Below are 22,041 nucleotides of genomic sequence, written 5' to 3'. Positions count from 1 at the left end.
GACGGGAAGGCGTTATGCGGACAGGGCCTGCGCCCCGCCAGCGGTCAGGTCCGCCAGCGCATCGGCCACATCCCCGCTTTCAGGAAAGCAGACCAGCACGTCATCGCTTTCCGCCTTGGCCTTGCGCGCGGGGGTGATCACGCTGTCCCATTCCCCCCCCAGTGACGTGACGGTGCCGATCTCGGGCTCCACGAACTGCCATGACCCGCCATTGGCTGTTGATCCCATGACGGTCGTTAGCAGGAAGACGGCCGCCTGCGCCGGCCGTGGCGTGGGTACGCGCCGGAACTGGTAGATCGTGCCGGATTTTCCAAACAGCGTGAATGAAGTCCACGGTTCCATAAGCCTGTTACCTCCTTGGGTGGGGGCGCAGTATGCCACGGACTGCCTGCCAAAGGGGATGGGGGGCAAGCGTTCACCTGCCATGCGGGCAGGGGCGGCGGGCAGCCTGACACCCGGTGTAAATATAAATCCGGGTTCATTTCCATGTTCAGTTAAATATGAGAGCGACTGGTCTATTATGTTCAATATTTTAATGAATTTTTTAGGGTTCCGGTTTCAAAAAAAGACATAATTATTTTCAAGCTGTGGGGTTTTACAGGATGTGCCGCATGGCTGATCTGCCCCTCCTTCGTGAACTAGGCCGCCCGGATTCACCGCTGCTCGACCGGCTGGCGCGGGATTATGCGACCGCGCGGCCTTTCCCGTATCTGGTCATGGATGATCTTTTCCCGGCTGCCCTGCTCGAAGGGGCATTGCGGGAATTCGACCTGTCGGCGCTGAATGATGTGAACGTCTTTCGCAACCAGATGCAGACCCGGCGGTCCACCAGCATGACCACTGTCCTGCCTTCCGCCGTGCAGCAGTTTTTCGATATCGTGCATGCGGCCCCCTTCCTGCGGCTGCTTACCCGCCTGACCGGTATTACGGGACTGGTGCCTGATCCCTACCTGTATGGTGGCGGCATGCATGAAGTGGGGGGACAGGGGCATTTTCAGGTACATCTCGATTTCGGCCATCATCCCGTCACCCACCTGGAAAACCGGCTGGCGCTCATTACCTATCTCAATTCCGGCTGGCGGGGGGAAGATGGGGGTGCCCTGGAACTGTGGCATGACCGGCCCCGGCGACGGGGCGTGGAAATATGCCCGTCCTTCGCCTGCACGGTACTGATGGAACAGTCGGTCCGGGCATGGCATGGACACCCCACGGCGGTGCGGCCCGGCCGGGTACGCCGGTCGCTGATTGCCTATTTCTATACCGCGCCCCGCCCGCAGGCGCGGGACCGGCGCGGGGACACGCTCTATCTGGCCACGTACAGCCAGTCGGCTTCGCAGCGGCTGGAAGTGTACCTGCGTGGGCTGCTGCCCCCGCTGGTCATGGATGTGGCGCGTGCATGCCGGCGGCGGCGCATCCGGCATGCGCGGCGCGGGGATGGTGGCGGGTCCGTGTAATCCGCGCCCGTCCGGGGTCTGGTATGGCAACGCATTCCGGTATCCTGCCGGTGTGGCCGACTGCACGTTCAGTACGGGCATTTCCGGATATGGGGCAAGGGGATGTGATACCGTTTCTGCCAATGCCGGTATGGCGGGCGTTCATGCCCGGGCCAGTTCGTGCCATATCCAGTGCAGTCCCTGTGCATCGGTCAGGGCGCGGTGGCGGACGCGCCTGCGCATCTGTTCACGCCGTTCGGTCTCTTTTACCCACTCCAGTGCCCTTTCCGCCTGCGCTGCATATGGCAGGGCCGCATCCAGCCGGGGCCTGAATGCCCTGGCATAGGCAACCTGCACGGGCAGAACGGGGGGCGTGTCCAGATCCGCGCTCTGGCATAATGCCCTCACCCCTCGACGATTGAACCCTGATCAGGCAGATTGTAACGTGCTGTCCTGTTATCGTGAAAGCCTGTTTCCATGCCTCGTGGCCGCCCCCGCAAGAACCCGGACGCTGCTCCGGCCCCCAAAAAAACAACACGGAGGAAGGCGAAGGCAACCGCCGCCAATCTCGGTTTTGAGCAGCAGATGTTCCTTGCCGCTGACAAGCTGCGCAAGAACCTTGAGCCCTCGGACTACAAGCATGTTACGCTCGGGCTGATCTTCCTGCGCTATATCTCCACCGCCTTCGAGGCGCATCACGAAGCCCTTCTGCATGATGATCGGGAAGCGGCGGAAGATCCGGACGAATATCTGGCCGAGAACATTTTCTGGGTGCCGGAAGCCGCCCGCTGGTCGCATCTTCAGGCCAATGCCCGCTCGTCCGCCATCGGCACAATGATCGATGATGCCATGCTGGCAATCGAACAGGCCAATCCCGATCAGCTGAAAAATGTCCTGCCCAAGGATTATGGACGCCGCGAACTTGATAGCGTGATGCTGGGTGAACTGGTCGATCTCATTTCCGAAATCGGCATGGGCGGCAGCGAAGATCAGGCCCGTGATGTTCTGGGGCGTGTCTATGAATATTTCCTCGGCGGTTTTGCCGGCGCTGAAGGCAGGCGCGGGGGAGAGTTCTACACGCCGTCCAGCGTCGTACGCACGCTGGTTTCCATGCTCGAACCTTATAAGGGCCGCGTTTACGATCCCTGTTGCGGCTCTGGTGGCATGTTCGTGCAGTCCGAACAGTTCGTGGAAAGCCATGGCGGCAAGCTGGGTGATATCGCCATTTACGGGCAGGAGAGCAATTACACCACCTGGCGTCTGGCGAAAATGAACCTTGCCGTACGGGGTATTGGCGCGGATATTCGCTGGAACAACGAAGGCAGCTTCCTGCGTGATGCCCTGAAGGATCTGCGCTTCGATACCATCCTTGCCAATCCGCCATTCAACGTTTCGGAGTGGTGGAACGCCTCGCTGGAGGAGGACCCGCGATGGCAGTATGGCAAACCCTCCGCGGGCAATGCCAATTATGCATGGCTCCAGCATATTCTATGGCATCTGGCTCCCGATGGAATGGCAGGCGTGGTCCTGGCCAATGGTTCCATGTCGTCGGACCAGAATGGTGAAGGCGACATCCGCCGCCGCATGGTCGGGGCCGACGTTGTTGACTGCATGGTGGCACTGCCCGGCCAGCTTTTTTATTCGACACAGATCCGCGCCTGCCTGTGGTTCCTTGCCCGCAACAAGAATCCGAAAGGCTGGCGGGACCGGCGTGGGGAAATACTGTTCATCGATGCCCGCAAACTCGGCATCATGGTCGATCGCACCCGTCGTGAGCTGACGGATGCGGATGTTGCCCTTATTGCCGGTACCTATCATGCCTGGCGCGGCGAAAAGGGGGCCGGGCCTTATGGGGATATTCCGGGCTTCTGCAAATCCGTTACACTGGAAGATGTGGAACGCCACGGCTTTGTCCTGACACCAGGGCGTTATGTGGGTAAGAAAAAGACCGTAGAGGACAGCATTCCATTTGCCGAACGTTTTGCGGTACTTGAAAAAACCCTGCAGGCGCAGTTCCGTCAGGGCGCGGAACTGAATGCGAAGATTACGGCTGCCCTGAAGCTGATTGTGCCGGAACGCGCGGCATGATGCCGCCCCTTACCCCGCAGGCGGGGATAACGGACCCTCTGGTGGCCGGGCGCGACACGCCACCCATCCGGATTTTTACCGGGTGTTGAACCATAAATCATGATTACAGGTAATTATTTTCAATGAAACTCATATTATATGCAAGGCAAAAATCAATATGAAGCTTGCTGACGTTATTGACATCAGGCACGGATTTGCGTTCAGGGGTGAATTTTTTTCTGATTCGCCTACCGGGTTCATACTTGCAACACCGGGAAATTTCGCCATTGGCGGAGGGTTTAGATCAGGCAAGGCCAAATATTATAACGGTCCCGTGCCGGATGAATATTGTCTGTCAGAAGGCGATATTATTGTTACAATGACAGATCTGAGTAAAGACGCGGATACCCTCGGCTATTCAGCCTCGGTGCCGGCGTCCGCCAATACGTTCCTTCATAACCAGCGCATTGGGAAAATTGTTCCGAAGGGGAACATTAACCTTAGATTTATTTACTGGTTGATGCGGACACCTGCCTACAGAGATGAAATTCTGGCAAGTTATACAGGATCGACCGTAAAGCATACGTCACCTTCCCGCATTCTTTCCTTCCAGTTTGACTGTCCATCCCTCGAAGATCAGGGGCGTATTGCCTCGATACTCGATATTCTGGACAATAAAATCGATCTCAACTGTCGGACAAACGAAACCCTTGAAGCCATTGCACGGGCATTATTTCAAGACTGGTTTGTCGGGTTTGGTCCGACACGGGCGAAGATGGCCGGGCAGGCCGCCTATCTCGCTCCCGAAATCTGGAAGCTTTTTCCTGACCGGCTGGATGATGAGGAAAAGCCCGAGGGGTGGACGGTCGAACCAGTGGATAATGTGGCCTCGTTCCTGAATGGCCTCGCTCTCCAGAAATACCCGGCCGGGGAAGGCGCGTTCCTTCCCGCCATCAAAATCGCGCAACTGCGCTCTGAAAGTACCCATTCGGCGGATCGGGTTTCCGTCGGGATTCCTTGTGAATATGTTGTAGAGGAAGGAGACATCCTGTTTTCCTGGTCAGGCAGCCTGCTCTGTAAATTTTGGAATGGCGAAAGGGGAGCCTTGAATCAACATCTGTTCAAGGTCACATCAGGGCGTTTTCCAGACTGGTTTATTTTTGAATGGATCCAGCACTACATGCCGGATTTCCAGGCCATTGCCGAAAGCAAGGCAACAACAATGGGCCATATCCAGCGGCACCATCTGACGGAAAGCCTGGTTACCATACCTTCATCCTGTGTAATGAAGCAGGCTGATTTGATCATTGGCAGTCATATAAGAAAAATAAAAGAAAATCATAAGGAGTCCCGTAATCTTTCTGAACTTCGCGATCTCCTTCTTCCCAGACTGATGTCGGGTGAAATCCGTATCCGTGACGCCGGGAAGATGGTTGAAGACGCGCTATGAGTTTCCTGTCCGAAAACGAGATCGAGGACTGGGCGTGCGACATCCTGCGCGAATGCGGATACGCAATCACAACCGGGTCCGATATCTCCCCCGGTGGCGCCCATGCCGAGCGTGACTCGTTATCGGATGTCATTCTGAATAAAAGACTTCAGGCCGCCATTGATCGCCTGAATCCGCATCTGTCACAGGTCGCACGGGATGAAGCGCTGCGGGCGCTGAAGCGCGACGGCATGCCTGATGTCGTGGATGAAAACCGCCGCCTGCATGGTTATCTGGTCGATGGCGTGCCGGTGGACGTGGTGCGTGAGGACGGCACGCAGTCCGGGGACCGGGCGCGGTTGATCGATTTTGATCATCCAGAACGCAATGACTTCCTCGCCGTGCGCCAGTTCGTGGTGGAAAAGGACGAGGCCAGCCGACGGCCCGATATCGTGCTGTTCATCAACGGATTGCCTGTGGGCATGATCGAACTGAAAAGCCCGAGTTCCGAACAGGCCACGCTGGACGCTGCCTGGAACCAGTTCCAGAGCTACCGTTCGTTCATGCCCTCCCTGTTCCGCTTTAACGAAGTGCTGGTGATCTCCGACGGTACCGAGGCACGGGTTGGCTCGCTTACGGCAGACCGTGAGCGTTTCATGCCCTGGCGCACGGTGGATGGCGAGGAACTGGTGGCCAAGAACCACCAGGAAATGGAAACCGTGCTACGCGGCGTGTTCACCCCGCGCTGGCTGCTGGCACTGATACGGGATTTCGTGCTGTTTACGGAAAAAGACGGCAGCCCCATCAAGATTCTGGCCGCCTATCATCAGTTCCATGCCTGCCGTAAGGCCGTGGCACAGACGGTTCGGGCGACGGCGCGGGGCGGCAACCGGAAAGCGGGTGTCATCTGGCATACGCAGGGATCGGGCAAAAGCCTGCTGATGACGTTCTATGCCGGGGTCATTGCCCGCCACCCGGCAATGGAAAACCCGACGATCGTTGTGCTGACTGACCGCAATGACCTGGATGACCAATTGTTTGCAACCTTTTCAGGGGCGCAGGCGCTCCTGCGCCAGACACCGGAACAGGCGGGCAGCCGGGATGAACTGCGAACGCTGCTCCGGCGGGCGTCCGGCGGTGTGATCTTCACCACGCTTCAGAAGTTCCAGCCCGAAGGCGAGGGGACAGGCGTGCCGCTGCTGACGGACCGCCGCAACGTCGTGGTCATGGCCGATGAGGCGCATCGCAGCCAGTACGGGCTGGAGGCGAAGTTCAACAGCCAGACGGGCAGGATCTCCTACGGCTTTGCAAAATACCTGCGCGATGCCCTGCCCAATGCGTCCTTCATCGGCTTTACCGGCACGCCGATCGAGACGGCGGACGTGAATACCCGTGCGATCTTTGGTGATTACATCGACATTTACGACATCGCGCAGGCAGTGGAAGATGGCGCGACGGTGCCCATCTATTACGAAAGCCGTCTGGTACGCGTCGAACTGGATGATGATGTCAGGGAGGGGCTTGACGACGAACTGGCGGAGATTGTCGAGGGGCTGCCGGAGAGTGAAGAGCAAAAGCTCAGCCGGAAATATTCGCGTCTCGAAGCGCTGGTCGGTGCGGAACAACGCCTGCGGCGGGTTGCCGGTGATCTGGTCTGGCATTTCGAAAACCGGCTTGAGGCCCTTGATGGCAAGGGCATGATCGTCGGCATGAGCCGCGCCATCTGCGTGGCACTTTATGACGAGATCATCCGTATCCGTCCGGACTGGCACAGCGATGATGACAACGCCGGCGCCATAAAGGTTGTGATGACCGGCTGTGCCGCCGATCCCGCGGGGTTCCAACCGCATATCGGCAGGCGCGCCAGGGCCCGCCGCGACTTGCTGGCCAGGCGCATGAAGGACAATGCCGACCCGCTGAAACTGGTGATCGTGCGCGACATGTGGCTGACGGGCTTTGATGCGCCTGCCCTGCACACGATGTATGTGGACAAGCCCATGCGCGGGCATGGGCTGATGCAGGCCATTGCCCGCGTGAACCGTGTGTTCAGGGGCAAACCCGGTGGTCTGGTCGTGGATTACATTGGCCTGGCCCGGAACCTGAAAGCGGCTTTGGGTGAATACTCTGCCGGGGACCGGCAACAGGTCGGGATTGATGAAGCCGAGGCCGTTCGTGCCCTGCAGGAACGCTACGAGATTGTCCGGGCCATGTTCAGTCCGGAACAGGCCGGTGGTTTCGATTACCGTCCCGCCCTTGTCCCGGGTACCGCACCCGGGGTTAAACTGGCGATCATGGCCGGAGCACTGGACCGTATCCTGGGCCAGCAGCAGCACGAGACCGCGCAGGCGACGACTGACGAAGGGCGCAAGGCCGCGCAGAGGCGCTTTCCCGATGCGGTCAGGGCGCTTTCGGTCGCCTTTGCACTTGCATCCGCCAGTGATCAGGCTGCCGTGCTGCGTGATGAAGTCGGTTTTTTCGAGGCGGTCCGTGCGGTCCTGGTAAAGAGGAGCGGTGATGACGCGGACGGCAGAAGCCCGCAGGGGCGCGAACTGGCGATCAGGCAACTGGTCAGTCGGGCTGTAGTGTCCACGGACATTATCGATATCATGGAAGCCGCCGGCATCGGGCGTCCGGACATTTCCATCCTTTCGGATGCCTTCCTGCAGGAAGTGCGGGAGATGCCGCACCGTAACCTGGCGATCGAGGCCCTGCGCAAGCTGCTGGAAGATCAGATTCGCAGCCGCCGCCGTTCAAACCTGACGGAAGCGGAAACGTTTTCGATCCGCCTTGAGCAGGCGGTCAGCCGTTATCATGCCAATGCCCTGACCTCAGCCCAGATCCTGGACGAACTGATCCGCCTGGCCCATGAAATGGCGGCCGCACGGGCGCGTGGCGAGGAACTCGGCCTGACGCCGGAAGAAATGGCTTTCTATGATGCCCTTGCGCGCAATGAAAGCGCACGGATGGCGATGGGAGACCCTGGCCTGCGCGCGATTGCCACGGCTCTGGTCAGGACCATTCGGGCGAATGCCACGGTGGACTGGACCGTCATGGCGTCGGCACGCGCACGGATGCGCACGGCGGTCAGACGCCTGCTGCGGAAATATGGCTATCCGCCCGACATGCAGGGTGAGGCCGTGCAAAATATCCTGCGTCAGGCCGAAGAGTTTGCACCGGTATGGGCGGACAGTGCGGGGTAGGCGACATCGCCACGCGGACGTGGCGACATGCCTCCCTGCGCCTTCCGGGTCAGGGTTTCCCGCGCAGCCGTTCTTTCAACCAGACCGTCAGATGCCTTGCGGCGGTCTGCCCGTGATGGGATGGACCGTGTCTTCCGCGTGATTCATTCATGGGAAGCCCTGATATCACTGGGCCATCCGTGAGCGACGGAAACCCGTCTGGCGCAAGGCCGGGCATACTGGAAATCAGGAAAGTGCCTGTAATCAGCCAAGACCCGCAGGAAACTGCGGTAAAGTAGTTGGCGTTCCGTACGGGACTTTCTGGCAATCAATATACAACATGCTGATTTTTCAAGCAGAAAAACCACCATATCTAGGGTTTTCAACCATGTAACACACATATGTATCACACGGGCAGAATCATGGGTCAACAGTGAGTTTGTAGCAACTAGAGGGGAGAAACAGTGTTCCTCAGTTTTTTCTGCATGAAATAGCGCGGATAGACGGGTGCAGGGCCATCGATCTGCCCGAATATTTCAAATCCCATTTTCTGGTAGAAAGCCTTGGCCTGAAATTCATAGGTATCAAGCCATATATGGTGGCAGTTACGGCGTCGGGCTTCTTCTTCCGCAATGGTAATCAGTTGTTTGCCTGTTCCATGTCCCTGAAGTTTCGGGTCAAGGGCAAGCAGGATAATGTGGAAGCCACCCCAGCGTGACTGGGCAATCAACCCCCCCAATACAGTGCCGTCCTGTCTGGCGCGTACAACGATCGAGAAATCACGATTATCTATACTGCCAATCTTGTCGCGCGCATCCTGGACCAGGATATCAAGAATGGCCTTATCCTGCCCGCCTGACAGGTTGGAGGAGATGGTGAGTTCAACAGCTAAACGCGACTGGCACATAATATGGCGCTCATTCATGGTGCGCGGGCATCATGACAACATAATATGACATGTGCAATCACTTTGCGGGCAACCATATTTTATTTATTTCATTCATTGATATTTATATTATAAATCATAAAGTTAATATGATATTTATGTAAATATCTGTCTTTATGGTCAGGATTTAAAAATTAAATTCGTCAAAAAGGTATAATGACACCTTTTAAGATCATTTCTTTCATGACATCATCCTGATGCTGGCGCCCAGAAGGTCGGTGCGCTCTATACGGCATAGCTGCAAAGGCAGGTATATGATCAAGAGCATACAGGCAGATGTAACGTCTCGGGTGCCCAAGTATAATGCAGTAGACCGGGTGCTGATACCGTTTATCGTGGCGATCAGCTTTATGATGGAGCAGCTGGATACGACAATTGTCATTACAGCGCTGCCAAAAATGGCGGATAATTTTCATACCACAGCCGTTAGCCTGAACATTGCCGTTACGTCCTATCTGCTTAGTCTTGCCGTTTTCATGCCAATGAGCGGATGGGCGGCAGAGCGCTGGGGCAAGCGCGAGGTCTATATGGCGGCGCTGCTTGTTTTTACGGTCGGATCGATCCTGTGCGCCTGTAGTAACGGCCCCTTCAGCCTCAGCCTGATGCGTATGGTGCAGGGGTTCGGGGGCGCGCTGATGACACCTGTGGGCCGCCTTATCCTGCTCAGTTCCTTTGAGCGTAGTGAACTGGTCAAGACAATGACCTACATGTCCGTACCGGTCGTGATCGGACCGTTGATGGGGCCTGTGCTGGGTGGTTTTCTGGTGCAGTACACAAATTGGCGCTGGATCTTCCTGGTCAACGTGCCCATCGGGGTTGGCGGCATCCTGCTTACGTTGTGGCGTGTCCGTCCCGAGATGCGCAGGATGCCTGCACCGTTTGACTGGATCGGCTTCATCATCTGTGCCGCGGGCATGCTTCTGCTGCAGATTGGTACCGAACTGCTGGGGCGGCGCAGTAGCATGGCCTGGGGGGGGATGCTACTTGCAGGTGGTCTGGCAGTCACTTTTTTGTACAGCCGGCGGTCGATCGGGGCCCGTTTCCCTGCACTGGACATGGGGTTGATGTCCATCCGCACATTCCGCATCGGTGTGCTGGCCGGTAGCCTGAGCCGTATGGGGTTCAGTAGTATTCCGTTTCTGCTTGCACTTCTTCTTCAGCTGCAATTCGGTTTTACACCATTCCGGACAGGCCTGCTGGTCTTTGCCGCAAGTTTTGGGGCCGTTATTGTCCGTCCTCTCTCAAGCTGGCTGCTGCGGCTTCTGGGGTTCAGGACGGTACTGGCCTTTAACAGCCTGGTCGGTGCCATGACGATCCTGCCTTTTACCTTGATGGATGGTATCGGGGCACAATGGAAGTTTGTGCTGGCTGTTATCATATTTGGTATATCGCGCGCCCTGCAGTTTACCAATCTTAATACCATTTCCTTTGTTGATATCCCGGCTGACCGGCTGAGCCGCAGCACGGGGCTCAGTGGCATGGCCCAGCAGCTGTCAACCGGTCTGGGCGTTGCCCTGAGTGCGGCCATGCTCAACCTGATGGCCCGTGGCGCGCACCCGGACATGAGTGATTTCAGGACCGCCCTGTACGGCAGTGCCTCTCTGGTGCTGCTCGGTATGGCAGGCTTCCTGCAGCTCAGGCAGGAAGACGGGGCCCATACGAGTGGATGGCGTCCCCGTGACAGAGTGCTGAGCAGGACCGTCGAAGGGAAAAAGTAAATCCATATTGTTGCTATATAGCAACAAAAAATCGGGTTTTTTATTGATAATATATGGCCGTGATGCACGCCATCCTGAACAGGAGATGAAAGACTGTGACACCTTCTTCATGCGATCTGCCGCTGGCACGCCAGAGCATCATGACACTGACCACCGGCCCGGTGGATGCGTACCCCGAAGTGCTGCGCGCCCTGTCGCGTACGGTACTTTATGATTACGATCCGGCATTCCAGCATTTTTACGAGAACGTGTGCCTCAAGCTGCAGAAAGCGCTGGAGACAAAGACGGTTCCCGTCATCCTGCAGGGCGAACCGGTGCTGGGCCTGCAGGCTGTTGCGGCCTCTTTCTTCAACAAGGCGGATATCGTTCTCAATTTGGTTTCGGGCGCATATGGTGACGGGTTCGGTGAATGGGTCCGCCCCCATTGTGGCGAACTGCTTGAACTGCGCACGCCGTTCAATGAAGTCATTGATGTCGAAAAAGTAAGGCAGATGCTTGCTAGCCGTCCTGACATATCGGTCGTGTCGATCTGTCATCACGATACCCCTTCGGGCACCATAAACCCGGTCGCCGCGATCGGGCAGGCCGTGCGCGAACATGGCGCCCTGTTTGTAGTGGATGCGGTTTCTTCCTTTGCGGGCATGGACATCATGCCAGAGCCCTGCTGTGTCGATATGTTCGTGACCGGACCCAATAAATGCATGGGCTGTCCACCGGGCCTGACCATTCTGGGGGTGAGTGAACGGGCATGGAAAAAGATGCATGCCAACCCCACCGCCCCGCGTGATTCCGTACTCAGCATTCTGGACTGGGAGCACGCATGGAAGGCCGGTCAGCCTTTTCCATACACGCCGTCCGTCTCTGAAATCAACGCGCTGGACGCAGGTCTTGACCGTTATCTGGAAGAAGGGCCGCAGGCGGTATGGACGCGTCACGACCTGACCGCACGGGCATGCCGCGCGGGGATCAAGGCTGCCGGTCTGGAAATCTGGGCGGCGCATGATTCCATTGCCTCTCCCACCACTACGGTCGTGCGCCTGCCGCAAACGGTAACGGATACCGATGTGCTGGAAGTGGCGCGCAGGCGGTACGGGGTCATTTTCTCCATCGGTCGGGGAGAGACGAAGGGCCGGGTCATCCGTATCGGTCACATGGGGCCAACGGCACAGCCCATCTATGCTGTGGCGGGTCTGGCCGCATTATGCGGGGCGCTGGGCGAACTTGGAGTGGATGTCGATGCAGGTGCCGCCTGTGCCGCCGCACTTTCTGTAATCAGGCAGTAAAAAACCCGATTGCATCATGACCCGACAGGAACATTCTCGATACGGAAGCGAAGAAGCCGCCATGAACAACAAAGAGACGACTTTCCTGCTGGGGGGCGACCTTCCCGTGCGTAGGATGGGTTATGGTGCAATGCGCCTGTGCGGACCCGGCGTATGGGGGGAACCTGCGGATCGGGGCAATGCGGTAAAGGTGCTGCGGAAGGCTGTGGATCTGGGTGTCAATCATATTGATACCAGTGATTTCTACGGTCCGCATGTCGTAAACGAAATCATTCGCGAAGCCCTTTATCCCTACCCGGATGACCTGGTGATCGTAACCAAGGTGGGTGCACGGCGTGGGGCGGACAAGTCCTGGCCTTCCGCCCTTTCCGCTGCGGAACTGGAACAGGCTGTCCATGATAACCTGCGTCGGTTGAAGCTGGATTGCCTTGACCTGGTCAATCTGCGGATCGTGAATGATGCCGATCCGCACCGCCCGGGCGGCGTGCCCATCGAAGCCCCGCTTACCGCGCTCATGCGCCTGCGTGAGAAGGGGCTTATCAGGCATCTGGGCCTGAGCCACGTAACGCTGGATATGGTGGAACAGGCAATGGCGCTTACGCCAATTGCCTGTGTGCAGAACCATTATGGCATCCTGCACCGTGAGGATGATGCGCTGGTTGCCCTGTGTGCGCGGCATGACATGGGGTTTGTGCCGTTCTTCCCCCTGGGGGGCGGGATCCATCCCCATTCCTCCCGGGAGCTTGAGTCGTGTGCGGCAGAGATGGGCATCTCGGTCCACCAACTCAGCCTGGCCTGGCTGCTCCAGTTTTCACGCTGCATCCTGCCCATTCCCGGCACGGCATCGCTTGGGCACCTGCGGGAGAACATGGATGCCGCGTGCCTTACACTACCTGATGGGATCATGAACCGACTCAATAATCTGGTTCAGTCCTGATACGGCTTATTAAAAATAAAGACATGGTCAGGCTCATGTCCGTTTTCAGGCGGACATGAAGCAGCACCAAATAAAAATAATTATGTTTCGATAAAGAAACTTTGACAAACTTATCATAACACCTTTAGTGTGATCGCATCATCCTGATAAGACATCGCCAAGTGATTTTGGCCTTGTGGGAGATTGACCATGACGGCGGCAAACTGGGCGGCAACAGATGGTATCGGCCACATCGAAACGCATGGTGCGGCCCCCATTCCTGAGAATGAACGCCATGGTCGCCCAAGCGAACTGGCACTGATCTTTTTTGGCAGCCAGATGAATTATGCTTCCCTGCTGGTCGGCGCCATGCCGATTGCCATGGGGCTGTCAGTTCTGGGCGCATTCTCGGCCATTCTGGTCGGGACCGTACTGGGGGCCTGTGCCGTTGGTGGCATGGCCATGATGGGGCAGAAAACAGGCGCCAACTCCGTCATGACCAGCATGGCCTTTTTTGGGGCGCGCGGGCGCTATGTCGGGTCAGTCATCATACAGATGATCGATCTGGGTTATTTCGCCATGGGGTTATGGGTTGGCGCGCCCCAGTTCCTGAAAATACTCAATATTATGATGCATGTGCCTGAAACCCCGGGCTGGATGGTCTTTTCAATCCTGACATGTGGAATACTTGTTGTTGTCGTGGCCCTTCTTGGCCATGCGACAATCGTATTTTATGAAAAGCTCGTCTCCTTTTCAGGTATCGCGATCATCGCCCTGATTCTGGTCTGTGTGATCATGCATCCTACAGGTCATTTTGATCCCGCTGGTGTGCACAAGACAGCCAACCCGGCAGCATTGTGGGTTCTCTCGGCATCCTATTTCCTGGCCAATGCCATATCCTATGCACCGTTTGCAGGGGATTATACCCGGTACATGCCTGCCAGTACGCCATCGTTCAAACTGTTCATGTGGACGGCGTTTGGCATGATAGCGGGTTGTATGCTTGCCCTGTCATCAGGGATGGTGATCGGGTTGCGTGTGACCGATCCCTTTGACGTGACACAGCAGATGGTGGGCAGTCTTCCTTCCATCCTTATTCTGCCTGTCACCATTATTGCGGTTGCGGCCAATACATGTAACGGGGCAATGGTGGTCTATAATGGTGTCCTGAATCTCAATGCCATTCTTCATAAATGGCGCCGGGTCAATGTCGCGTATCTGTTCGGCACGCTTGGCATAGCCCTGGGATATGTCGGCCTGGTCATCATGAAGATGTCAGACAGTATCATGGCCTTGTGTTCCATCGTGACAATGCTTGTAACACCGTGGATTACCATAAACATTATTGGGTATTTCCATGCGCGCGGCTGGTTTGACGTGCCTGCCATCCGTTCGCCCGGACCGGTCAGCGGCCGATCGTACTGGTATGTCAATGGTTACAATTTACCTGCGGTATTTGCATGGGTACTTGGAATACTGTTTGGCATACCTTTTTCTAATAACAGTATTTTTGTTGGTTACTTCTCAAAGTTCACAAATAATATTGACATTAGCTTTATAGTTTCGGCATTATCTGGTGGTATTATATATTTATTTTCAAGTATATTTATTAAAAGAAATTCCATAGTAAAAATTACTGATAAAAACCAAACAAACGGAGCCAGTTTCTCATGAATGACATGAAATCTCCCAACCCGCCGGCACTGCGCACGGGTGAAGCCTTCAAGAAATCCCTGGATGACGGGCGCAAGGTATGGGTCAATGGCCGCCTGCTGGACAAGGTAACGGATGAGCCGGCCCTGAACGCCGGCATCGACCTGATGGCCAGCATGTTCGATGACCAGTTCCGCCCGGAAACACAGGAAGATACCACCTATTTCGATGTATCCGCCAACCGGCAGGCCAGCCGCGCGTGGCAGGTGCCCCGCACGAAAGAGGACCTGGCCGACCGTCGGCGGATGATCGAATATACCAGCCGCAAGACTGTTGGCACCTTTGGCCGTCCGCCCGATCTGGCGCCGACCATTGCTGTTGGCCTGCTGGCCTATCTGCCGATGTTCCGCGACAAGAAGTCCAGCTTTGACGTCTGCCAGCCCGACTTTGCTGAAAATATCGAACGCTTTGTCGAGTTGGGGCGCAATACCAACCTGACGGCAGCCGAAAGCCTAACTGGCCCGCAGAATGACCGGTCTTCGGGTTATGCTGCCGCGGTTTCCCTGTTGAAGGTGGTCAGTGTCGAGCGTGATGGCGTGCGTGTCAGTGGTGCGAAATCCGTTGGCTCCATCGCCGCGCAGTCCAACGAGATTTTCTTTACCAACCTCGCCTACGGTGGCACCCCGCCGGAAGCCTGCATCTGGGGTTCGGTGCCTGTCGCATCGGACGGGATCCGGATGGTCTCGCGTGAGATGCTGTCCAACCCCGGCGCCAATCCGTTCGATCACCCGATCACCTGCCATGGCGAGGAAGCCGATCAGCTGATCATGTTCGACAACGTGTTCGTGCCCAAGGATCGTATCTTCAACCTGGGCGATCCCACCCTGGTCAATTATTACGGGCCTGTCTGTAACTGGGCGCACTGGCATGTCCTGACCCGTCTGGCGGTCAAGGCCGAGATTTTTGTCGGGTGTGGTCATCTGGTGCTCGATGTGCTGGGCACGGGCCATATTCCCGCCGTGCAGGGCATGCTGGGCGAACTGATTGAATATGCCCAGACGCTGCGGGCCTTCATTTACGCCGCAGAAGCGCGCGGCAAGCCGACCATAGGCGAAGTGATGGGCCCCGATGTGTGCCTGCTTACGGCGGGGCGGCTGTATTCCATCCAGAACTACCCCCGCATCATCCATGTGCTGCAGGAACTGTGCGGCCAGGGGCTTGTCATGCGCTTTGGTAAGGCGGCGTTTGACAATCCCGATATCGGCCACCGTCTGGCCGAACTGCTGCCCGGCCATGGCGTGAGCGGTGAAGTAAAGGAAATGCTCATGAACTTCATCTGGGATCTGACGTCCAGTTCCCTTGCCGGTCGTGTCGCCCTGTTTGAAAATGTCAATTCCAGCCCCGCACCCCGTCTGCGTGACCGCCTGTATCGCGAGTTCGACCGTGAAGGCCTGGCTGACATGGTCAAGAAAATGGTCGGAATGCCCTAAGGGCGGCAGCTGAAGGAAGGGGATGTGCAATGAGCCTGAACGCTGACGATTATGTACGCGCGGATGCCGTGCAGCTGGCGGAATGGGTCCGTCGCAAGGAAGTGTCGCCTGCCGAGATTGTGGAATGCGCCATTGCACGGATTGATGCACTCGATCCGGTCCTGAACACGGTTGCACATCGCCTTGACGACATGGCCCGGCAGACCGTGGCCCACGGTGTCCCGGCCGAGGGCATGCTGGTTGGGGTGCCGCTGCTGGTCAAGGATACCGGCGTTACCGTTGCCGGTGCGCCAATGACCAGTGGCAGTGCGCTGTTCCGCGGCAATATCTCGATTGCGGACAGTACGCTGATCACGCGTTATCGGGAGGCTGGTCTTGTCCTGCTGGGCAAGACCAATACCCCCGAACTGGGGCTGAGTTTTACAACCGAACCCCTGGCACAGGGGGCAACACACAACCCGTGGAATCCCGACTACAGTCCCGGCGGGTCAAGCGGTGGTGCCGCCGCGGCCGTCGCGGCGGGTATCGTACCCATTGCCCATGCATCCGACGGGGCGGGTTCCATCCGGCTGCCCTCGGCGCATTGCGGTGTATTCGGCTTCAAGCCCAGCCGCATGCGTGTACCGATGGGCCCGGTCATTGGCGAGGCCCTGGCCGGCATGTCCGCCCCGCATTGCATTACCCGTTCCGTGCGTGACAGTGCGGCCATGCTCGATGCCTGCGCCTGGCCCGAACCGGGTGATCCTTATGCCGTGAAGGCCTCTGAGCGGCCTTACATGCAGGAAGTGGCCCGTGACCCCAGACGGCTGCGCATAGGCGTCAGCACCCGCTCCCCGCTGGGCGGGGCGGTCCATGCCGACTGTCGCGATGCGGTTGCGCGCGCTGCGGCCCTGTGCGCGGAACTCGGGCATGAGGTGGAAGAAGCTGAAATGGCGTATGACGCTGTGGCGGTAAAGGACGCTTGGCGAGTTATTGTGGGTATAGCCGCACTGACAGGTGTCCAGGCACAGGAAAAGAAAATCGGGCTCAGGGACCGTTTTTCAATGCTGGAGCCGGTTAACGCCGCATGGATGCGCTGGGCCAGCGGCCTTTCGGCAGTCGATTACGCCCTTGCACTGAACACGATACGCGCGGCCGGGCGGAGTTGTGGCCGCAGTTTCGAGATGTATGACGTCTTCCTCACGCCCGCTGCTGCAACGCCCCCGCCACGGCTGGGGGAACTGGCATGCCATGATGAGGATGCCGAAGCCTTCTATGACCGTTTCTGCGCACATGGGCCGTTTACCGCCGTGCATAATGCAACGGGCTGCCCGGGGATGAGCATTCCCATGGGGCTGCAGGGGCAGGGTTTGCCGGTTGGCGTACATTTCGGGGCTGCTCTGGGCAATGACGGAGTTTTGATGGCGCTGGCGGGCCAGATCGAGCGGGCCGCGCCATGGCATTATACCTGTATCGGGTGGAAGGGCGTGTCATGAAGGAACGGCTTCTTGCATTGCGTCAGATGGTCCGGCAGGTACAGGCTGGCACAGGCATGGTGGCGGCCCTGGCTGAAGCCCTGATCGAGGCCATCGACCTGACCGAGCCCACCCTTGGCGCATGGCACTGCTTTGATCCTGAATACCTGCGCCTTCAGGCCCGGCAACTCGATGCACGGCCGCATAAGGGCAGGCTGCACGGCCTGCCGGTGGGCATAAAGGATGTGATCGATACGCATGACCTGCCCACAGGGTATGGCTCTCGGCATTACGAAGGCACCCGACCCGCATCGGATGCCGGTTGCGTGGCGATGCTGCGCGCGGAAGGGGCGCTGATTGTAGGCAAGACGGTATCGACCGAATTCGCCTTTGTGGCGCCCGGCAAGACCCGCAACCCTTATGACCCGGCGCATACGCCCGGTGGTTCCTCTAGCGGGTCGGCCGCGGCGGTGGGGGCCGGGGTGGTGCCGGTGGCCCTTGGTACCCAGACATCGGGTTCCACAATCCGCCCTGCCGCCTTCTGTGGTATTGTTGGCTATAAGCCCAGCTATGGCCTGATCGACCGCACGGGCATCAAGGTCCTGTGCGAGACGCTGGACACGGTCGGCCTGCTGGGGTGGCGTGTGGCGGATGTTGCCCTTGTCGCGTCCGTTCTGGCCCAGCGCCCGCTGGAAGCCCAGGCGGGAACGGCAGCGCAAAAGCTCCGTCTTGGTGTGTTCCGTCCCGTGTTCTGGCATGAGGCGACACCTGCGGCACTTGCGGTTTTCGAGCGTGCGCTGGACCGGTTCCGTGCGGCCGGGCATGAGATTGTGGAACTGCCCGACCCCGGTGACTTTGGCGCGCTTATGGCAGCCCATACCGCAATCATGTCGTGGGAAGTGCCCCGGGCCCTAGCGTATGAGCGGTTGGGAGATGGCGCAGGGCTGCAACCGCGCACTTATGAAAATATCCAGATTTCTCCTGTCACGACAGCGCAGGTTTATGATGCCGCGCAGGCTGTGGCCTGCCGCGAACGCGCTTTGTGGAAAGAGGCCATGACGGGCCTGGATGCGGTGCTGACGCTACCCGCGCCGGGGGAAGCCCCGCTGGGGCTGTCCAGCACCGGGAACCCGGTTTTCAATCGGGGCTGGACCCAGCTTGGCCTGCCATGCGTCTCCCTGCCCGCGGGGCATGGCGCGGGGGGTATGCCGCTGGGCGTGCAATGTGTTGGCGCCATGGGTGCGGATGCATCACTGCTGGCGGTAGCGACGGCGCTGGAGACAGTTCTGGGTGCTGAATGACTGAACCTGATGCTGCTGCACTGACATAAGGGAATTCATGAAATGGCGACCGATATCGAACTTCTTGAACTGTTCAGGGAAGAACTGAAGCTTTGCAAGGTATCGACGGGACAGGTACTGATCGTGCTGAGCGAAGGGACGACGCGCGCTGATTACGCCCGCGCGTTCCTGGGTGCTGCGACCCTTCTGGGGGCGGAAGCGTTTCAGATCAATCTGCCCCCGCGCACGAAAATGGGTATTGCGGGCGAGGTGGGGCGCACGCCGCTGGCAGGCAACCGCCCAGCGATCGAAGCGCTGAAAGCGGCCGACATTGTCATTGATCTGGTGGGCCTGCTGTTCTCGCACGAGCAGAACGAGATCACTGCCAGCGGCACGCGCATGCTGTTTGTGCACGAACCTTTTGACGTGCTGAAAAAGATGTTCCCCACACAGCAGTTGCGCCAGCGTGTGGAATATGGCGAGGCGTTGCTGGGACGGGCCAGGACCCTGCGCGTGACATCGCCCCATGGTACGGATGTCCGTTATGAAATGGGGCAGTATCCCGTCATGACGGAATATGGCTTTACGGATACGCCGGGGCGTTGGGACCATTTTCCCTCGGGGTTCCTGCTCTCGCAGGGGAATGACGGTGCCGTAAATGGCAAGGTTGTCCTGGCACCGGGCGATATTGTCGTGGCCCTGCGCCGTTACGTGGCCAGTCCCATAACCCTGACCATTGAGCGGGGGATGGTGACCCATATTGCAGGCGATGGCCTGGATGCCGAACTGTTCCGTGGGTATATTGAAAGCTACAACGACCCCCGGGCCTATGCGGTATCACATATTGGCTGGGGGCTTAACCATCTTGCGCGCTGGACCCACCTGTCCACAACGCGGCAGGGCGATAGCGAAATCGGTGTGAATGGCCTTGCCTATTACGGCAATGTCCTGTTCTCGCTCGGGCCCAATACGGAACTGGGTGGCACGAATGATACCGCCTGCCACATGGATATCCCGATGCGGGGATGCAGTCTTTATCTTGATGACACGCTGATTGTTGAAAACGGCGTTGTCGTTGATCCGGCCATGCAGCCGGCGTGACGGGAAGAGGATCGCATGGAACTTTCCAATGATACAGCACGCCAGATGTTCACGCGCCTGCGCGAACAGACGGCCCATATGCGTTACGGTTTTGGCAGGCGGCCGATGCTGGTCAATGTTGACCTACAGAATGCCTATACCCAGGTCGGCAAATACGTAACCGCGTATGAGACGGACCCCCGGCAGACGGAGTATGTCAACACCCTGGCCGCACTGGCCCGCGCAAAGGGGCTGCCGGTGTACTGGACCTATGTCGCCTTTCGCGATGATGGCCTGGATTGCGGTGTTTTCGGTACACGTGACGACACGCCTGATTCCCTGCAGAACATCAAGCGCGGCTCGGACCGTGCAGCACTTGATGCGCGCCTGAAGATCATGCCGGGTGACCATGTGGTCAACAAGCTCATGCCATCCGCATTCCACGAAACCAACCTGCAGTCGCTCATGACGTTCCTCAAATGCGACACCCTGATCGTGACCGGTGGTTCCACGTCGGGCTGCGTGCGGGCCACGGTGGTCGATGGCCTGTCCCGTGGCTACCGGGTGATCGTGCCGGAGGAATGTGTGGCCGACCTGCATGAAAGCCCGCATTTCGCCAATTTGTATGACATGCATAAAAAATATGCGGATGTCCTGCCTGTCCAGAAAGTTAAGGAGTATTATGAGAAGTTGAGCGACACATAATCCCAACGTACGATGGCAGGACATGACAGCACAGACACCAAAGGTGCCTAACCGGGTCAAGCAACCTTTATATCAGGAAGTATTTCAGGCCCTGAGAGATGAGATCCTGGGTGGGCGCTACGATAAACAGGGAGCACTCCCGAGTGAACTCCTGCTTGAAAAGCGCTTCAAGGTCTCGCGGATTACAATCCGCCGGGCCTGTGACGAGCTGGAAAAGGCGGCCCTGATCGAACGGAGCAAGGGCCGTAGTGCCCGCGTGCTGGCGCGCCTGCCACCCATTGTGGCGGACGTGGAAGACGAGATCGAGACGCTCCATTCGATCGGTGCGAATATGCGCCCCGAAGTGCTGCATTTTGCATGGGTTTCGGCAGGCGAGGTACTGGCGGACCTGCTGGAAGTAAACCCGGAGGAAAAGGTACTGTGGAGCACCCGCCTGCGGCGGCGGCGCAATGACCCGATCAACCACACATCCGTTCATATCGCACCTGATTTTGCCGTGGGTATCAACGAGGAGTTGCTGGGACAGAAGCAGTTGATCGATATATGGCGCGCCCAGGGGCATGTTGTGGCCAGCGCGGACCAGATCATGAGTGCGGCACCGTGCAACAAGGCCATAGCGCGGCATCTGGACATTGCCATCGGTGCCCCGGTGTTCTGCATACGGCGCCTAATGCGCAATGCCGAAGGTCGCCCGATGGGCCTGCTTGTTGCATCACTGCGCTGGGACCGCTTCAGCTACCGTATGTCGCTCAAGCGGGTAGGGAATGAAATGCAACTGGCTGCAAACACCAGGCGCAGCCTGTTCGATATGGAAGACACGACATGGGAACTGTGAACATGTCGCTTTACCCAACACATAAACAAGGGAAATAACGGCAATGGAAATGAAAGCCATGCGCGATGCATTCATCAGCGCCATGGGGCACGCAGCCCATTCCGTATCTGTCGTGGTTACGGATGGCGATGCAGGCAGGATGGGGGTGACGGTCAGTGCCGTTTCCTCAGTTTCGGCTGATCCGCCAATGATCCTGGCCTGCATCAATCGCAAAAGCCCGGCCGTGGCAGCGATCTGTGCAAATGGCAGCATGACCATCAACATGCTTGCGGCAACACAGCATGATATTTCCGATGTGTTTTCAGGGCGTTCTCAAAAATTCCGCCCATATGATTTTGCCTGTGCACAGTGGACACGGGGCAGGGAACACGGCAGCCTGTTCCTGAATGGTGCATCCACATCCTTTCATGCCGTTGTGGAAACAAAGGTAGAGGCCGGGACGCACATGGTCATTATCGGCCGTGTCATGGAAGTAAACATGGGCGGACATGATGTTCTTGTGCACTGCCGGCGCAATTATGGACAGTTTTCGCTTATTCCGGCCTGATAGCGGAGAAAATGATCCCAGGTTTT

Annotated in this window: 18 protein-coding genes; 15 read left to right on the top strand and 3 right to left on the bottom strand. The window is 57.9% G+C overall.

From position 1 onward, the window contains the following. Window positions 1-12: 12 nt before the first annotated feature. Window positions 13-342 (bottom strand): hypothetical protein, encoded by a 330-nt coding sequence (locus GWK63_RS12585; RefSeq protein ID WP_007397775.1) that lies wholly within the window; start codon window positions 340-342, stop codon window positions 13-15. A gap of 269 nt (window positions 343-611) precedes the next feature. Between GWK63_RS12585 and GWK63_RS12580 the strand changes: the two genes are divergently transcribed. Further along, window positions 612-1,454 (top strand): 2OG-Fe(II) oxygenase, encoded by an 843-nt coding sequence (locus tag GWK63_RS12580; RefSeq protein WP_007397776.1) that lies wholly within the window; start codon window positions 612-614, stop codon window positions 1,452-1,454. A 141-nt stretch (window positions 1,455-1,595) separates the two neighbouring features. Here GWK63_RS12580 and GWK63_RS12575 read toward each other — a convergent pair whose 3' ends face one another. Beyond that, on the bottom strand, window positions 1,596-1,841 hold the full coding sequence (locus GWK63_RS12575; protein ID WP_007397777.1) for a hypothetical protein: 246 nt from the start codon (window positions 1,839-1,841) through the stop codon (window positions 1,596-1,598). 69 nt (window positions 1,842-1,910) lie between these two features. Here GWK63_RS12575 and GWK63_RS12570 point away from each other — a divergent pair, with 69 nt between their 5' ends. The 3 genes from GWK63_RS12570 (at window position 1,911) to GWK63_RS12560 (ending at window position 8,129) form a co-directional block, all read left to right on the top strand. Then, window positions 1,911-3,521, top strand: coding sequence for a type I restriction-modification system subunit M (locus GWK63_RS12570; RefSeq protein WP_007397778.1), 1,611 nt, complete (start codon window positions 1,911-1,913; stop codon window positions 3,519-3,521). 157 nt (window positions 3,522-3,678) lie between these two features. Continuing rightward, window positions 3,679-4,950: a restriction endonuclease subunit S gene (locus GWK63_RS12565; protein WP_007397779.1), complete on the top strand. Its 1,272-nt coding sequence runs from the start codon at window positions 3,679-3,681 to the stop codon at window positions 4,948-4,950. Next, a complete protein-coding gene (locus tag GWK63_RS12560; protein ID WP_007397780.1) occupies window positions 4,947-8,129 on the top strand; it encodes a type I restriction endonuclease subunit R in 3,183 nt (1,060 codons plus the stop codon). The genes GWK63_RS12565 and GWK63_RS12560 overlap by 4 nt, the downstream gene beginning before the upstream one ends. A 427-nt stretch (window positions 8,130-8,556) precedes the next feature. Here GWK63_RS12560 and GWK63_RS12555 read toward each other — a convergent pair whose 3' ends face one another. Beyond that, window positions 8,557-9,033: a GNAT family N-acetyltransferase gene (locus GWK63_RS12555; protein ID WP_007397782.1), complete on the bottom strand. Its 477-nt coding sequence runs from the start codon at window positions 9,031-9,033 to the stop codon at window positions 8,557-8,559. Window positions 9,034-9,308: 275 nt separating this feature from the next. Between GWK63_RS12555 and GWK63_RS12550 the strand changes: the two genes are divergently transcribed. From GWK63_RS12550 to GWK63_RS12500, 11 genes are all read left to right on the top strand, one after another. Continuing rightward, window positions 9,309-10,772 (top strand): MFS transporter, encoded by a 1,464-nt coding sequence (locus GWK63_RS12550; protein WP_157771995.1) that lies wholly within the window; start codon window positions 9,309-9,311, stop codon window positions 10,770-10,772. Window positions 10,773-10,867: 95 nt separating this feature from the next. Next, entirely contained in the window at window positions 10,868-12,055 is a 1,188-nt protein-coding gene (gene ppaT, locus GWK63_RS12545; RefSeq protein ID WP_223846531.1) for a pyridoxamine--pyruvate transaminase, read from the top strand. 61 nt (window positions 12,056-12,116) lie between these two features. Beyond that, entirely contained in the window at window positions 12,117-12,992 is an 876-nt protein-coding gene (locus GWK63_RS12540; protein WP_007397786.1) for an oxidoreductase, read from the top strand. Window positions 12,993-13,181: 189 nt separating this feature from the next. Continuing rightward, window positions 13,182-14,645, top strand: a complete 1,464-nt coding sequence (locus GWK63_RS12535) for a purine-cytosine permease family protein (protein WP_039998667.1) — start codon at window positions 13,182-13,184, stop codon at window positions 14,643-14,645. Further along, complete coding sequence (locus GWK63_RS12530) at window positions 14,642-16,114, top strand: 4-hydroxyphenylacetate 3-hydroxylase N-terminal domain-containing protein (RefSeq protein ID WP_007397789.1); 1,473 nt, start codon at window positions 14,642-14,644, stop codon at window positions 16,112-16,114. The genes GWK63_RS12535 and GWK63_RS12530 overlap by 4 nt, the downstream gene beginning before the upstream one ends. A gap of 29 nt (window positions 16,115-16,143) precedes the next feature. After that, on the top strand, window positions 16,144-17,589 hold the full coding sequence (locus GWK63_RS12525) for an amidase (protein ID WP_007397790.1): 1,446 nt from the start codon (window positions 16,144-16,146) through the stop codon (window positions 17,587-17,589). After that, the gene (locus GWK63_RS12520) at window positions 17,586-18,869 is read left to right on the top strand and encodes an amidase (protein ID WP_007397791.1); all 1,284 of its coding nucleotides are present in this window, start codon (window positions 17,586-17,588) and stop codon (window positions 18,867-18,869) included. The genes GWK63_RS12525 and GWK63_RS12520 overlap by 4 nt, the downstream gene beginning before the upstream one ends. Window positions 18,870-18,911: 42 nt before the next feature. Then, a complete protein-coding gene (locus tag GWK63_RS12515) occupies window positions 18,912-19,949 on the top strand; it encodes a M29 family metallopeptidase (RefSeq protein ID WP_007397792.1) in 1,038 nt (345 codons plus the stop codon). A gap of 15 nt (window positions 19,950-19,964) precedes the next feature. After that, complete coding sequence (locus tag GWK63_RS12510; RefSeq protein WP_007397793.1) at window positions 19,965-20,633, top strand: isochorismatase family protein; 669 nt, start codon at window positions 19,965-19,967, stop codon at window positions 20,631-20,633. 22 nt (window positions 20,634-20,655) lie between these two features. Next, window positions 20,656-21,468, top strand: coding sequence for a GntR family transcriptional regulator (locus GWK63_RS12505; RefSeq protein WP_007397794.1), 813 nt, complete (start codon window positions 20,656-20,658; stop codon window positions 21,466-21,468). Window positions 21,469-21,607: 139 nt separating this feature from the next. After that, entirely contained in the window at window positions 21,608-22,015 is a 408-nt protein-coding gene (locus tag GWK63_RS12500) for a flavin reductase family protein (RefSeq protein WP_237701079.1), read from the top strand. Window positions 22,016-22,041: the final 26 nt, after the last annotated feature.

The organism is Komagataeibacter rhaeticus, assembly GCF_011611525.1.
In the GTDB taxonomy this organism is placed as follows: domain Bacteria; phylum Pseudomonadota; class Alphaproteobacteria; order Acetobacterales; family Acetobacteraceae; genus Komagataeibacter; species Komagataeibacter rhaeticus.
Note: the sequence above shows the minus strand (reverse complement) of the source record. Positions and strands in the feature narration are given on the sequence as shown.